Here is a 14,414-nt window from a genome sequence, read left to right as displayed (position 1 = left end):
ACACCTATGAGCAATCTTAACCTCAACCGCTGGCGCATGAGCCGCCGTCAGATGCTGCGCGGCCTTGGCGCTACGATTTCCCTGCCCCTGCTCGAATCCATGGGTGCACTGCCAGCGCCCTCGCAGCCCAAGCGCAGTGTGTTCCTCTACATCCCGAACGGTGTGAACACCCTGACCTGGCAGATCGACAAGGCCGGTGCGGATTACGAATTCACCAAGCCCCTGATGCCACTTGAAAAGCATCGAGCCGACATCACGCCCATCAGCGGTCTGCACCACCCCATGGTGATCGGCAAGCATCACAATTGCGAGAAAGTCTGGCTCACCGGCGCCAATGTCCCCGGCGATGGCGGCGCCTTCCGCAACACCGTTTCCGCCGACCAGCTCATCGCCGAAGTACAGGGCAATGCGACGCGCTTTTCCTCGCTCGAAATGGCCATCGAAGGCACCTCTCTCGCCTGGTCCAAAGATGGCATCCAGCTTCCGGCAGAGCGCAACACCCAGCAGATTTTCAACCAGCTCTTCGGCGTCGAAAAGGACAGCAAGGAAACCATCCGCCGCCGCCTCAGCCGCCGTAGCAGCATCCTCGATCTCGTGGCAGACGACGCCAAGCGCGTGAACGGCAAGCTCGGCAGCGCCGACCGCAGCAAGCTCGATGAATACCTCACCGCCGTGCGCCAGGTGGAGGAGCGCACCCGCCGCGCCGACGAATGGCTGAACGTTCCCAAGCCCGCCGTTCCCGCTGCCGAGGCTGCACGCCTCCAGCGCAAGCTCAGCATGGCCGAGGCCGGTGAGTATTACCGTCTCTTCTATGACCTGATGGTCATGGCTTTGCGCACGGATTCCACTCGCGTCATTACATGCGGCATCGGCGGCGAGGGCAATGCCAGCGGCATTCCTGAGATCGGCATTCTGCAGACACGCCACGGCCTCTCCCATCATAACGGCGACCCCGAGCAGCTGCGCCGCCTGACGGAGACGGACACCTTCCTTATCGGTCAGCTCAGCTATTTCCTGGATCAGCTCAAGGAGCTCAAGGAGGAGAATAACAGTCTGCTGGATACCACTCAGGTGCTTTGGGGTAGCGGCATGGCGTATGGACACAGCCATGGAAATGCCAACCTCCCCACCATTCTCGCAGGCGGTAAAGCACTGGGCTACAAGCATGGAAAGCATGTTGACTTCAATCTGCCGAAGATCGGAAAGTATGATGTTTCCAATGCAACTGAGCATTATAAGATCTGCTCGCGGCCGGTGGATGGGGACGCACGGGTGAGCAACCTGCTGCTGACCATGCTGCAGCGTGTGGATGTGAAGGTGGACACGTTTCAGGACAGCGTGGGGGCGATCTCGCAGATCATCTAAAAAGGGGGCGAATGAGACGATTTTTTCTGCGCCGGAGTACCCTAGTTGTGTGTCTGATTCCGCAACTTTTGCTCGCGGGAGTGGATGTCAGTTATCAACTTCCGACCACGAGTCCGCTGCCGCAGACCTACCGGGTCACGCTAGCGATAGTGGATGAGAAGAAGCCGGACTGGATCATCAGCCAGTTTGCGGCGGGGGTGGTGCGTACGGTGACGGTGGAGAATGGGGGCAAGTTTTCGGAAACTTGGGACGGGCTGGATGACAACTTCATGCCGGTGCCTCCGGGGACTTATGGGTTGAAGGGGATCTACATGCCAGCGAGCCAGTGGCCGGTGGATGGGGCTTATCATTCCATCACTCCGCGATACATCACGAGTGCGGAGGCGTGGCGGGCGCTGCCGGGGGAGGCGAAGGCACCGATTGTGGTGGGGGATCCGGTGAACAGCCCGATTGGGGATGTGGATGTGGGCGCCGATGGTATGGCGGTGTTCTGCTACCAATATCTGGAGAACGCGCGGAATTTTTACACGGCGGATTTCAAGAAGCCGATCAACTACGATCAGGCGACGCCGGGCTACAATTCGGGTGGCGCGGCAGGGGGCAAGGCGGTGGCCACAGATGGGGTCACTTCCTGGTGCAGTGAGAATGAAGGTTTTGTTTTTCGCACGGACGGCAAAAAGTTTGGCAAGGCGGACGGACGGTTTCGGAAAGGGGTGCATGTGCAGGAGGGGCATGTCACGGCGATGGCAGCGTGGCGGGGGACAAACCAATCGTTTGTGTATCTGGCGGAACGGGGACGGCTGGTGCGGGATGAGAAGCGATGGTATCACCCCGAGGAGAGCACGAAGGAGATGATGAACCGGATCCTGGTGCTGGATGGTGATACTGCGGCACAGCTGGCATCGGTGCCGGTGAACGGACCTCTGGGAGTCGTGGCACGATGGGGGGACCGGCTGTGGGTACTGCACAAGGATGGCGATGGCTTTGCGGTCAGTGCGGTCAAGCTGAAGGCGGGACTGCCGGAAGGTGCTTTGGAACGTGTGTTGCAAGTGCCGGCCGGTGTTACGCCAGACGATCTGGAAGTGGACAGCCATGGGCGCATCTATCTTGCGGATGCCAGGGCGAACAAGGTGCTGCAGTTTTCATCTGGCGGGAAGCCGCTGCTTGTTTTTGGGAAGCTGGAGAAGCAGCGGTCAGGGAGCTATGATGCGCAGTCGTTCATGTCTCCGGAGAAGCTTTCCTGCTGGCGTGATGCGGAGGGGCATGACCGCCTAGTGGTGATTGAGCGTCAGGGATTGAATCGTGTGAGTGAGTGGAATGCGGAGGATGGGAGTCTGATGCGGGAGTGGCTGAGTGTGCAGACGTATGCGAATGCGGGCTATGCGGTGGACCCACGGCATCCGGACCAGTTTTACATTCAGGGGCATGGCGGCTGGCTGATGCGCCTGCATGTGGACTACCAGACGGGCGAGTGGCGGCCAGAGGCGGTGTATCCGGATGTGTGCAGCGGACGATTTGAGAACCGCCACTTCGGCTTTCCGCGCCTGTTTTATCGTGGGGACACGCGCTACCTGGCGTGGTCGCGGGGAAATTTTATTTATCGCGAGGCGGGTGATCGCTGGCTGGCCTCGGCTGCGATTCTGACCGAGGGCGAAGGGAAAGAGCGGAAACGCTATGTGTGGCATGATGAGAATGGGGATGGGCAGGTGCAGGACAGTGAATACCAGCCGCACCTGACCACGCCGCCGATGAATCCGCGCTATTGGGGAGACTCATGGCTTGAAGACTTTTCACTCATCGCGATTCAGGAGGGCAGCGCCGATGTGTGGCGGCTGGCGCCCGAGTCTTTCGACAAGCATGGCAATCCGGTCTATGCGGCGGATGGGTGGAAGAAGCTGCTCACCGATCCGGTGCTTGATGCACGGAAACAGGGGACGACTACTGCGACGTTTGGTGGCAATGAGATTGGGGATCGTTTTTCTTCAGCCTGGGCGATGGTCGCGGGATCGATGGCAGACGGCTTTTATGTGAATGCGCGGGGCCCGGACTTGGGAGCCAACTTTGGGGCGCAGCAGAAGCTCTCCCGTTATGTGCCCGATGGCAAGGGAGGCTACGAGCTGAAGTGGCGCGTCGGCAGGGTGGCGCTGCACGGCACGGCAGAGGAGGGCGAAGTGTATGGCTCCATCCACGTCATGGCTCCCATCGGCGGACTCATCACGCAGGTGGATCAGTCACGCATGGGCATGGTGCTCTATACTGAGGACGGACTGTATGTGGAGACGCTGTTTCCTGATGAACGCAAGACGGGCGGCAAGACCAAGGGGCCGTACAATCTACCGGGCGAATTTTTCACGGGCTATGCGTTTGCCAATGCGGACAATGGCAAGGTGTGTCTCGCGCTGGGCAAAACGACGCCGGTGCTGTTTGAAGCAGAAGGGTGGACCACCAAGGGGAATCCTGTGCGGCGGCTGGAGAGTGTGCAGAAGAGTGTGAGCATCGCTGCGGCGCAGATCGCCAGTGCGCCGGAGTTTGCGCTGGCGGTGAGGAAGCAGCGCAACGGAGGCACGACGGCGCGCGTGGCGCAGTTTGCTCCGCTGCCGGGAGGCGGGCCGGCGCTGGACGGCTCGATGTCCGGCTGGGAGGTGTGCGAGCCGGTGGCCTTTGCCGCGGATGCCAAGCAGACCGTGGAGGTGCGCTGCGGTTTTGATCCAAAGCATCTTTATCTCCGCTGGCACGTCCGGCTTGGGCGGAAGTTTGATGCCAAGCCGCTCGAACCCGCCGAGCGACTGTTTACGCATGATCGCGAAGCCGACACGTTGAGCTTTTACATTCAGGGGGACACCCAGGCGAAGCCCGCAAAAGGAGGCAACGGCCGTGCGGGAGATGCGCGTTTTGTCTTTGGTCTGTTCAAGGACAACGGTCAGGTGCGGCCGGTGGCGCTGGCGATGCTGCCGAAGTGGGGCGGCGCAGGCAAGCCCAGCCCGCTGACTTATCAGACTCCTGCGGGTGGTGCGGCTGCGTTTGAGCATGTGGGGCTGCTTTCCTCCGCCACACTCGGTCATGCAATGGATGCCGATGGCGAGGGCTTCGTCATCGCCGCAGCGATCCCAAGGGCCAGTGTGCCCATGCTGCCAGAGTTTGATAAAGAACTCCGAACGCAGGTGAATTTCGACGCCACCTTTGGCGGACATAACCGGATCTGGTGGGCGAATGCCGACGGGTCCGCCACGCGCGAGACCTATGATGAGCCGACCGAAGCGCGGCTGTATCCGGGCTCATGGTCGCAGGCCAGTTTTGCTCCGATGAGCCGTCTGCCGGTGCGGGCCTGGAGTGTCATCGGTCCGTTCGGCTTTGCCAAGCTGCCACAGCTCAAGCATCTGGAGGATCGCCCTGAGATCACACGGACGCTGGCGGCCACCGCTTTCCCGCCCGAGCAAGTCATTGATCTCGGAGCCAGCATCTCCGGCGAACAAACGCAGACCCGCAAGGCCGCGCGCACGCTGAAATGGAAGCCTGCGAGCATCAGCGGAGACATCGTGGCGTTTGACCCGGCCATCGGCTGGAAAGGCTACGAGGATGAGGGCAGCGCGTATCTCATCACGTGGGTACAGTCGCCACGGGCAGTGAACATCCACCTGAAGGCGCTGGATGAGCATCATGGTCATCATGCGGTGCGAGTCTGGGTCAATGGGCAGCCGCTGCCGTCCATCCATCCCAAGGGGCAGAGTGCCAAGGACCTGCATCACTCCCTGGATGCGACTCAGCCCGTGGCATTGCAGGCCGGATGGAACAAGGTGCTGCTGCGCTACGACCAAATCTGGGGTTCCAATCAGATCGGCCTGGCGGTGGATGCGGCACCCGAGGTGCTGTGGTCGCTGAAATTTTCCGCCACACCGCCTGAAACGCGGAAGTGAGGCACCGAATCTTTTTTTCATGATGAAATCATTTTCTTTAACTGCCTGTCAGCGTTTTGCCGCCTGCCTGCTGCTCTCCAGCGCCGCCCTAGATGCCGAAGACAAACCCAAGTTCCGCACGGATGCGGACGGGCCGGTGAAGGCCAGCGACAAACGGAAGGCACCCAAGGACCGAAAGCCGGGGGATCCGCCTGAGTGGTTTCAACTGGTGGAGGGCCAGTTTCCACCTGAGGGCTCGGCCCATGCGGCCTCAGGCGAGCTGATCCATACCGAGCATTTGGAACGCCGCTTTCAGATCCGGATCGACCGCAATGACAGCCAGGAGCGCGGAATCTGGGATCTGCCGCTGGACGCCACGATGCTGCCGTTTGGTGCCATCTGGTATGTCGGGGCACCCGCGGCGCTGCAGGACATCCCGCTGGGAACGCACTTGCACGGATTGTTCTACCTCACTGACCCGGAGGACAAGACGCCGCTGCCGGACACGTGGTACAAACGCAAAACGCCGGAGTGGGAGTTTCGCCGATGCCTGCGCATCGAGGATGAGTTCTCCTATCATGCACGGCAGCAGCAGCTGTGGAAAATCGACAGCGTGGATGTTACGACGAAGAAACTAACGGCCACGCTGCAGGACAAGGGAAAGCCCTCAGGCCAGCCGAAGCTGTTTGATTTGATGGCAAGCACACGCGTGTTCGCGGGCAATGGCATCGCGGACCTGAAGGCGCTGCAGCCGGGGCAGAGCGTGCTGTTTAACCTGACCTGGGTGACTCTGTATGGCCCGGGGCGCATCACGGACATCTGGCTGGATGAAAAAGCACGCGCACTCGTCACGGCGAACCAGATGGAGCGGCACCGCAGCTACATCCGCGAGCGCGGACTGCCGGCCTGGGTGAACTCGGTAGATGACGAGCAGCAACTCGTCACGCTGACGTTCTTCGGAAATGTGGATGCGAAGCTTTTCGACGAACTCAAGATTAAAGACCCCAATCTCCCGCCGCCGAAAGACGGAAGTCCGCCGCCTGTGGAACCGCGCGGAGGACTGGCTGTCGCGCGCGAGACGCTCATGACGTATGATCCGGTGAATGACCACAAAACGGGCAGCCTGCTCGAAGTGAACAAGGTCCCCGCCGAACCCGGCAGCAGCGGAGTACAAATGAAGATCAAGATGGACATGATGCTGGAAGGCTACCGCCCGAAACGCATCGTGCGCTTTTACCCTGAAACGTGGAAAGTCATCGCCCTGCCGAAGGAAGAAGAATACTTCGGGAAAGAATAACCTCACCGCCTCATGAAAACGATTTTTGCCGTGCTCGCCTTTTTGTCTGGAACCGCCTTTGCGGCGGACACAGCTCCTGCCAAACCCATCCCGGTGATCACACCGGGCAAGGTGATCATCCCCTTTGAAAAGATGCGACGCCCGTGGGGTGAATTGATCAGCCTGGACCTGGCCACGCGCACCGGGAAGTTCCGCAGCGAGAGCAACGATGAGGTGATCAGCTTCACGGTGATGCCGTATGCGGAACTGCTGCACCACGCAACGCTGGGAGATCTGCAGGATTTCAGGGTGGGCGAGCGGGCGATCTTCCGCCTGCATGTGAACGAAAAAGAGGAGTGGGTGTGGCTGACCTACATCCAGGATGAGATGAACATGATGAACGGCCACAAGGAGTACTTCTATGTGGACCAGAGCGACGCAGCAGCGGGCAAGATGACGTGCACGTGGGCGAATTTTGACATGAGCTTCGTACGCGAAAAAAACGTGGTGATCGAGACAGACAAGGACACGCGCTTCTGGAAAGCCGGACAGCCCGCAAAGTTCAGCGACATCAAGACGGGTGACAAACTGCGCACGAAGACGCACGGCATCGGCAAAGGCAAGACCCGCGTGGCCTGGGAAGTCTTTCTCGACGACGAAAGCCTGCTCAAATTTCAGACCGAGCAGAAGGCGGTGCATTCCAAGCGCATTCTGGAAGAAGGCGCGCCTGGGTATGTGGATGCTTCCAAAGGCACGGAGCTCACGCTGACGCTTTTTAATGAAGGGGAAGAGCAGATCAAACGGCTCAAGGGAGGCAGCACTGTGCGAGTAGCACCAGCCGGGGTGGATCGCAAACCCACCGCAACGCCCATCACGGGCAAAGTGACCAGCCTCGGCAAAAACGGCCGTCAGGCGCAGGTAACACTCGCGCTGGACGCGAGTGCGGAGAAGTTTCAGCCGGCGGGAATTGCGAGACTGTGGGTGGCGGAGAAGTGAGGCTGCTGGAGGGTGGGTGATTGAAATGACTCCGTTTTGAAGAAGGGGCTGTTTTTAGCAAGGGAATGGGCAGGAATGTGAGGCTGCTGTTATTCGGAGGCGTGGGGAGCGCGGAGATGTGGGGGTAGCGGAGCGCCGCTCAGGGGACTGAGCGGACCACTATGCTGGCGCTTTCGCGTGGGTGATGAGGCATTGGGGGGAGGCACTGAGTGCGGGCTGGAATGCGCCTCACTCGCGAGCAGCTGAACTCGAAGTGGCTGGATTGTGGATCGGAGGGCAACCTCTGGTTGCTCTTGGTCGTGAGATGCAGCGACGAGCATGTGGCGAGCTTGATGGAGCTCGGAATTTTGATTCCGAGCAAGGACTCGACGCGGTGTCGAAACTGCCTTCGGCTGTCTGACGGCGCCGCGCTACATTCATGCTGATCCACGCTGGGATTGGATCCGAACTGGGGCAGCAGTGGAAGTTATTCAACGCGGGGGAGGTGGAATTCTGGTCCGGTTTTACGATCTTCGGGGAGAACAATGTGCGCGCTGATGCGTTTGTTTTCTCCCCCTGATGAACCGTTTGTTTTTGCCTGCTGCCATTCTGCTTTCCGCCCATGCGCCATTTTACGCCGCCGAGGCCCAGGGGCGTGCCGTGATGGATCAGAGGCACAAAGCGTTGTTTCAAGAGACCTGCGTTAGCTGCCATGGGCCGGAGAAGCAGAAGGGAAAATTCCGGGTGGATGAGCTGCCGTTTGAGATCAAGGATCTCGAGACGGCGGAGAAGTGGCAGAAGGTGCTGAACCAGATGAACTCGGGCGACATGCCGCCGGAGGACGAGAAGCAGCCGGCGAAGGAGGCGAAGGCGGATTTTCTGGATGATCTGGCGAATGTGATGGTGGCGGCGCGGCGCACGCTGGGGGACCAAAAGGGTGTGATCACGATGCGGCGGCTGAACCGGCGCGAATACAAGAACACGCTGCGTGAGCTGCTGGGCGTGGATGTGAATGTCTCGGACCTGCCTGCGGATGGTGGGGGTGGATTTGACACGGTGGGGGCGAATCTTTTCATGTCGGCGAATCAATTTGAGCAGTATCAGGTGATCGGGCGCGAGGCGATGGAGGAGGCCTTTGCGTGGCAGGCGGCGACGGGTGTGGAGAAGAAGCTGCACTATGAAGGTGAGACGACCACGCCTGTGGTGCGGAAATTTGTGGACTACCAGATCGATGCGCAGAAGCGCGCGCAGGACTGGGTGAAGGCGGTGGAGGAGGCGGCCGCGAAGCCGGAGAACAAGGAGATCGTGGCGAAGATCCGGAAGGAATCGAAGAATGAGAGCATCTTCCGCCGTGAGTGGGCGCGGATTCCGGGTGCGCCGAATCCACGGAGCTTTGGCTTTGACAAGAAGGGCGAGAATGATGCGGACCTGGCTAATGACTCGCTGGGTGCAGGATGGCTGAAGTATCACCAATACTACGTGGCGCAGCCTGCGGTGGAAAAGGGGGCCTACCTGGGCACGCAAACGCGGCATCCGGCGGAGCTAAACGTGAACTACATCGAGCTGCTGGTGCCGTTTGACTGGCCGGTGGGGAACTACGTGGTGCGCGTGTGTGCGGGAGCGGCGAAGGATGCGCCGGCCGAGAGGCGCTTTCTGGACTTCGGCATTTATGCGCGAACGGGGCGTGTGATGGCGACGCATGAGATCACGGCGAGCATTGAGAAGCCGCAGGTGATCGAGATCCCGCTGACGCTGACGCGTAGCAACATGACGCGGGAAAACCGGCTGCTGTTTGTGCGTGAAAAGGGCAGCTGGGACACGAATGAGGAAGGCGGGCGCAAGAGGGCGGAGGCGGTGAAGCGCAATGGCATCGGGCCTGAGCTGACGCTGTGGGTGGACTGGATCGAGGTGGAGCGTGTGCCGGATGCTGCGAAGGCAAAGCCGCCGGGAATTGCGGCGCTGGGGATTGCGCTGGATGACAAAGGGCCTGCGCCTGCTGTGGCGGAAGTGCGCTCGGGGCTGGAGCGGTTTGCGACGGAGGCGTTTCGTGGGACGGCACCGACGGCGGATTATGTGGATCGGCTGGTGAAGCTCTATGAGGTGCGGCGGAAGGCGGGAGACAAGCACAGCGTGGCGCTGAAAGAGACGCTGGCGGTGGTGCTGTCGTCGCCGATGTTTTTGTATCTTGCGGAGCCGATTGCTGATGAGAAGCACCGGCCGCTGACGGGAGCGGAACTGGCGACGAGACTGTCGTATTTTTTATGGAGTGCACCGCCGGATGCGACGCTGCGGGAGCTGGGCAAGAAGGGTGAGCTGATGAAGCCGGAGGTGCTGGCGGCGGAGACGGAGCGGCTGCTGAATGATGCGCGCTCGGCGGAGTTTCTCGAGGCTTTCGCACATCAGTGGCTGGGGCTGGATCGCATCGATTTTTTTGAAGTGAATCGCACGATGTATCCGCGCTTTGATAGCGGAACGAAGGTCGCGGCGAAGGGGGAGATTCATGAGACGATCGCGCATGTGGTGCGGGAGAATGCGAGCCTGCGGGATTTGCTGAAGGCGGACTATGTGATGATCAATCGCGTGCTGGCGCACTACTATGGGATTCCGGGTGTGAAGGGGGACGGGTATGAGAAGGTGATGTTGCCGAAGGATTCGCCACGTGGAGGACTGCTGGGCATGGCGGCGATTCATTTCATGGGGGGGAATGGCGAGCGCACGAGTCCGGTGGAACGCGGGGCGTGGGTGCTGCGCAAGCTGCTGCATGATCCGCCACCTCCTGCGCCTGCGAATGTGCCGGCGATCACGCGGCTGGCGGGCAAGGTGCTGACGACGCATGAGCGGCTGCTGGCGCATCAGGAAGATCCGCAGTGTGCGAGCTGCCATCGCAAGATTGATCCCATCGGTTTTGGATTGGAGAACTTTGATGCCGCGGGACAGTGGCGCACGGAGGACAGCTACATGGCGGTGGATGCGAATGGCAAGGCGGATGCGAAGACGAAGAAGACGTGGACGATTGATGCGAAGGCGGAGCTGTACAAAGGGCCGGCGTTCAAGGATTTTTTTGGGCTGAGGGATATTGTCGCCTCGAAGTCCGATGCGTTTGCGCGTGGGTTCAGCGAGGCGCTGCTGGAGTTTGCGCTGGGAAGGCCGCCGGGGTTTCGCGATGAGCCGCTGATTGCGGGCATGGTGGAGCGGGCCGGGAAAAAGGATCTCGCGGTTCGTGAGTTCATTCACGCGCTGGTGGCGAGCCAGGAATTTCATACGAAATGAAAACTCTGACTCAGCCAACGCCAGCCAAATCGAGCGCCTTTCGAAGCAAATCGGAGACGCCGACTTCCTCCGCACTCTGGTGGAGCAACTGGGTGTCGAGGCGTTCGCTGTTGAGCCTCAGAACTCCCAAAACATCCTGCCATTGGCGTTCTGAATCTTCGCCGCCAAGACGATACCATTCCAGCTTTGCCACCACGATGTCCTCAGCGCAGCACACGGAGGCCTCGATGCTACTGCCTTCGGCAACTGGCATCCGGCGAGATCTGGCAAACTCCCCTCCATCAAAACGGCGCGCCTTGGGCACAAACACATCCACCTTCATCGCCGTGGCGAAGTGGATCAGGTTGAATGACGACCTCTGCTTGAGCGCATCCATGATGGCGCCTTCGTCCGCATACCATTCATCGCCGAGCAGCTTGATCAAAGGACGGACATGTGATGGAAGCAGGTCCGCCATGATGTCTGCGTCGAAGGTTGCGCGCGGAATGCCATGGACAGAGCTGGCCAGCGAACCGCCGAGAAACCAGCGGACTCCCAGTTCATCGAGAACATTCGCCGCGGCCAAGGCAGCTTTGAGTGTGTCATCCATGAGCGTTCAGCGGGCCATAAACCTTGGTCGCGAGCTCGGGTCCCAGAAGTCTCTCCGAAAGATGACGGTGCAGTTCGGCTTCGGTAAAATGAGGAAACTGCCGCCGCAGTGCGGCACGGCTCATCTCTCGCACGGATTGACTCCATCCCACGGCCATGGACAGCCTCTTTGTCGGGCTCATGGCCTGCAAAGCTCGCAAACGGATCTGCTCGGCTTGGATCGTTGTATCCGTCATCATCATTTACTCCTGTCACACTTTTGCCTTCCCGCAACCAGCACCCAATGCCTATGAAAACCCGCCGTCATTTTCTTCAATCGAGTACTGCGCTTATTGCGCTTCCAGCGCTGGAGTCGCTGGGGTTTCGGAGGTTTGCTTCGGCGGCGGTGCCGGCGGGGCCGCCGAAGAGGCTGGTGTTTTTGGGGTTTGGGTGGGGGATTACGACGGAGTCGTGGTTTCCGGACATCAAGCAGCCGGGGGCGGACTATACGCTGCCCGAGGGGCTGAAGCCGCTGGCGCGGCATAAGGCAGATTTTACGGTGGTGCAGGGGCTGTGGAATAAATACAGCAATGACGGGCACTGGGGCAGCACGATGTGGCTGACGGGGGCGAACCGTTTTGGGGAGCCGGGGCAGAATTTTCACAACAGCATCTCGGCGGATCAGGTGGCGGCGACGAAGCTGGGGTTAGACACGCGCTTTGGCTCGCTGCAGCTCAATGGCAGTGAGAATGCGGAGTCATCGGGGCATGGACCGGGGCTTTCGATGGCGTGGGATGTGAGCGGCAAACCGATCGGCGGGCACAAGGGGCCGGTGGAGGCGTTTCACCGGCTGTTCTCGAAAGACACGACGCCCATTGAGCAGCAGAAAGCGATGCTGGCGCAGAAGCGCAGCGTGCTGGACACGGTGATGGAGAACGCGCGCACCCTGCAGCGTGGTCTTGGTAAGACGGACAAGGGCAAGCTGGAGGAGTATTTCCAGGGCATCCGCGACATTGAGACGAGACTGAGCAAGGACGAGCAGTGGATCGGGGTGCCGCAGCCGAAGGCGCCGATTCCTGAGCCTGCGGCGGGTCTGGCGGGCAAGGAGGAGATCAAGATCATGTACGACATCATGATCGCGGCGATGCAGACGGACAGCACGCGGGTGCTGACGTATCGGCAGCCGGTGAGCACGCTGCTGACGAGCATCGGCATCAAGGTGGCGCCGCATGACATGAGTCATTATCATTCCACTCTGGGAGAAAAGCTGGAGGCCTCGAAGCAGCGTGACCTGACGCAGAGTGAACTGCTGGCGGGACTGATCGACAAACTGAAGTCATCGAAGGAGGCGGATGGCAGCCGTTTGTTTGACCATGTGGCGCTGGCCTATGGCAGCAACATCCGCACGGAGCACAGTCTTGATAACTGCCCGACGCTGCTCACGGGCGGTGGAGCGGGGATCAAGCTGGGGCACAACATCGTGGCGCCAAAGGACACACCGCTGTGCAATACGTGGCTGACGATGCTGCATGGCATTGGGGTGAATGTGGAGCGGCATGGAGACAGTTCGGGGGTGCTGAAGGAACTCATGGCCTGAGGCTCCGCAGTCATGGCTGAATTTTAACATTCTTTGGCGGAAGGCTCCCAAAGAAGCGAGGGGTGGCCGCATTATTGTACCGCGCAACAACAAACCCGGGACCTGGTGTTGCTCGGCACTCGAGTGCAGCAACACTCCCCCGGTTCATCCCCCGCCCACCAATCATGAAAACAACCTCCCTGCTGTCTGCTGCCGTGTGCAGCTTCCTCGCGCTTGCCAGCATGGCCAGCGCTGCGCCGAAGAAACTGCTCGTCGTGACGATTACCGCCGGTTTCCGCCACGGTCCGGCGATTGTGGCCGCGGAAAAAATCCTGCCGACGCTCGCGGCCAGCAGTGGCGGAGAACTCGAATTTGAGTTTCTGAGCGAGCCTGGCCCCAAGCCAAACGCCGGCCCCAAGCCTGTGCGTACCAAGCTGATGAGCGACGAGCAATGGACCGCCGAGGAGGCGAAGTACAAGGCAATGGAGAAGAGTGTGCAGCCCGCGCAGAAAGCCTGGGATGCCAAGGTGAAGGAACTCTTTGCCGCGAAGCTCGGCGCCGCCGGTCTGGCAAGCTACGATGGCGTCATCTTTTGCAACACGACGGGTGATCTCCCACTGCCAGAGGGCGACGCGCTGGCCAACTGGGTGAAATCCGGCAAGAGCTTCATCGGGATGCATGCAGCCACCGACACGCTGAAAAACATGAGCTCCTACTATGAGATGATCAATGGCAGCTTTGCCGGGCATCCCTGGGGCGGCGGTGGCACTTACACCTTCGTGAATCATGAGCCAACACATCCTGCAGTGGCGATGTTCAGCCCTGAGTTTCAGTGGAAGGACGAGATCTACCAATACACGCATTTCAATCCCGCCAGCGTGCGTGTGCTGCTGAGCATCAACATGGCGAAATCTCAGCCGCAGGCGCCGTATCACGTCCCCGTTTCCTGGGTGCGCGATGTCGGCACGGGCCGCCTCTTTTATACGAACCTCGGCCACAACGCCTCCTCCTGGGAAAATGAGACCTATCAGAAGCACATCGTCGCGGGCATCTGCTGGGCGCTGAAGCTCAGCGACGGCCCCGCCGCGCCGAATCCCGAGGTCTCCGCGCAGCAGGCGCTCAAGGGCATCGCCACCGTGGCTGCCGTGGTGCTGGGCAAAGACGCCGCCGCACTCGAAGCCAAGGCGCTGGCCAAGGCCAAAGCCAATCCTGCGTGGGCCACCGAACTCGCCACCAAGGCCGATGCGTACCGCCTGCTGCCCACTCCAAAGAAAGAAGCCTCGCCCGCCGAGATCGAGCAGGCAGCCAAGGCAAAGAAGGAGCTGATGGAGAAACTTGTCAGCGAGATCGAAAACTAGACCAACTCTCAAAAATCTTGTCACATCGCCCGGGCGGCGGAGCGGCCCCATTGGCTGCGTTGCTCGCTTGCCTGTTATTTTCAAATAGCAGACGGCGCTCCCGCCTTGCCACTGGGGCCGCTGCGCTCGCCGGT

Annotated in this window: 9 protein-coding genes; 8 read left to right on the top strand and 1 reads right to left on the bottom strand. The window is 60.3% G+C overall.

From position 1 onward, the window contains the following. Nucleotides 1-6 precede the first annotated feature (6 nt). The 6 genes from ACILSO_RS03740 to ACILSO_RS03715 all read left to right on the top strand — a co-directional run bounded on the left by ACILSO_RS03740 (nucleotide 7) and on the right by ACILSO_RS03715 (nucleotide 10,779). Nucleotides 7-1,365, top strand: a complete 1,359-nt coding sequence (locus ACILSO_RS03740; RefSeq protein WP_395736024.1) for a DUF1552 domain-containing protein — start codon at nucleotides 7-9, stop codon at nucleotides 1,363-1,365. A 68-nt stretch (nucleotides 1,366-1,433) separates the two neighbouring features. Continuing rightward, the gene (locus tag ACILSO_RS03735) at nucleotides 1,434-5,279 is read left to right on the top strand and encodes a hypothetical protein (protein ID WP_395736023.1); all 3,846 of its coding nucleotides are present in this window, start codon (nucleotides 1,434-1,436) and stop codon (nucleotides 5,277-5,279) included. A gap of 19 nt (nucleotides 5,280-5,298) precedes the next feature. After that, complete coding sequence (locus ACILSO_RS03730) at nucleotides 5,299-6,555, top strand: hypothetical protein (protein ID WP_395736022.1); 1,257 nt, start codon at nucleotides 5,299-5,301, stop codon at nucleotides 6,553-6,555. Between the two features lie 12 nt (nucleotides 6,556-6,567). Further along, entirely contained in the window at nucleotides 6,568-7,530 is a 963-nt protein-coding gene (locus ACILSO_RS03725; RefSeq protein WP_395736021.1) for a hypothetical protein, read from the top strand. A gap of 418 nt (nucleotides 7,531-7,948) precedes the next feature. After that, nucleotides 7,949-8,089 (top strand): hypothetical protein, encoded by a 141-nt coding sequence (locus tag ACILSO_RS03720; protein ID WP_395736020.1) that lies wholly within the window; start codon nucleotides 7,949-7,951, stop codon nucleotides 8,087-8,089. Next, nucleotides 8,089-10,779, top strand: a complete 2,691-nt coding sequence (locus ACILSO_RS03715; RefSeq protein WP_395736019.1) for a DUF1592 domain-containing protein — start codon at nucleotides 8,089-8,091, stop codon at nucleotides 10,777-10,779. Before ACILSO_RS03720 ends, ACILSO_RS03715 begins: the two co-directional genes overlap by 1 nt. A gap of 10 nt (nucleotides 10,780-10,789) precedes the next feature. Here the strand turns inward: ACILSO_RS03715 and ACILSO_RS03710 are convergent, their stop codons facing one another. Then, the gene (locus ACILSO_RS03710; RefSeq protein WP_395736018.1) at nucleotides 10,790-11,368 is read right to left on the bottom strand and encodes a hypothetical protein; all 579 of its coding nucleotides are present in this window, start codon (nucleotides 11,366-11,368) and stop codon (nucleotides 10,790-10,792) included. 288 nt (nucleotides 11,369-11,656) lie between these two features. Between ACILSO_RS03710 and ACILSO_RS03705 the strand changes: the two genes are divergently transcribed. Together ACILSO_RS03705 and ACILSO_RS03700 are read left to right on the top strand one after the other, a co-directional pair. After that, on the top strand, nucleotides 11,657-12,943 hold the full coding sequence (locus tag ACILSO_RS03705; RefSeq protein ID WP_395736017.1) for a DUF1552 domain-containing protein: 1,287 nt from the start codon (nucleotides 11,657-11,659) through the stop codon (nucleotides 12,941-12,943). Nucleotides 12,944-13,107: 164 nt separating this feature from the next. Then, nucleotides 13,108-14,280 (top strand): ThuA domain-containing protein, encoded by a 1,173-nt coding sequence (locus ACILSO_RS03700; protein ID WP_395736016.1) that lies wholly within the window; start codon nucleotides 13,108-13,110, stop codon nucleotides 14,278-14,280. Nucleotides 14,281-14,414 lie beyond the last annotated feature (134 nt).

Source organism: Prosthecobacter sp. (assembly GCF_044226605.1).
Taxonomy (GTDB): domain Bacteria; phylum Verrucomicrobiota; class Verrucomicrobiia; order Verrucomicrobiales; family Verrucomicrobiaceae; genus Prosthecobacter.
This window is presented reverse-complemented; position numbering and strand designations above follow the sequence as displayed.

What these genes read in the sequence shown, in the direction of transcription:
- ACILSO_RS03710 (WP_395736018.1), bottom strand. Translation starts at nt 11,368, where the DNA reads ATGGATGACACACTCAAAGCTGCCTTGGCCGCGGCGAATGTTCTCGAT.
- ACILSO_RS03725 (WP_395736021.1), top strand. Translation starts at nt 6,568, where the DNA reads ATGAAAACGATTTTTGCCGTGCTCGCCTTTTTGTCTGGAACCGCCTTT.
- ACILSO_RS03730 (WP_395736022.1), top strand. Translation starts at nt 5,299, where the DNA reads ATGATGAAATCATTTTCTTTAACTGCCTGTCAGCGTTTTGCCGCCTGC.
- ACILSO_RS03720 (WP_395736020.1), top strand. Translation starts at nt 7,949, where the DNA reads ATGCTGATCCACGCTGGGATTGGATCCGAACTGGGGCAGCAGTGGAAG.
- ACILSO_RS03715 (WP_395736019.1), top strand. Translation starts at nt 8,089, where the DNA reads ATGAACCGTTTGTTTTTGCCTGCTGCCATTCTGCTTTCCGCCCATGCG.
- ACILSO_RS03700 (WP_395736016.1), top strand. Translation starts at nt 13,108, where the DNA reads ATGAAAACAACCTCCCTGCTGTCTGCTGCCGTGTGCAGCTTCCTCGCG.
- ACILSO_RS03705 (WP_395736017.1), top strand. Translation starts at nt 11,657, where the DNA reads ATGAAAACCCGCCGTCATTTTCTTCAATCGAGTACTGCGCTTATTGCG.
- ACILSO_RS03740 (WP_395736024.1), top strand. Translation starts at nt 7, where the DNA reads ATGAGCAATCTTAACCTCAACCGCTGGCGCATGAGCCGCCGTCAGATG.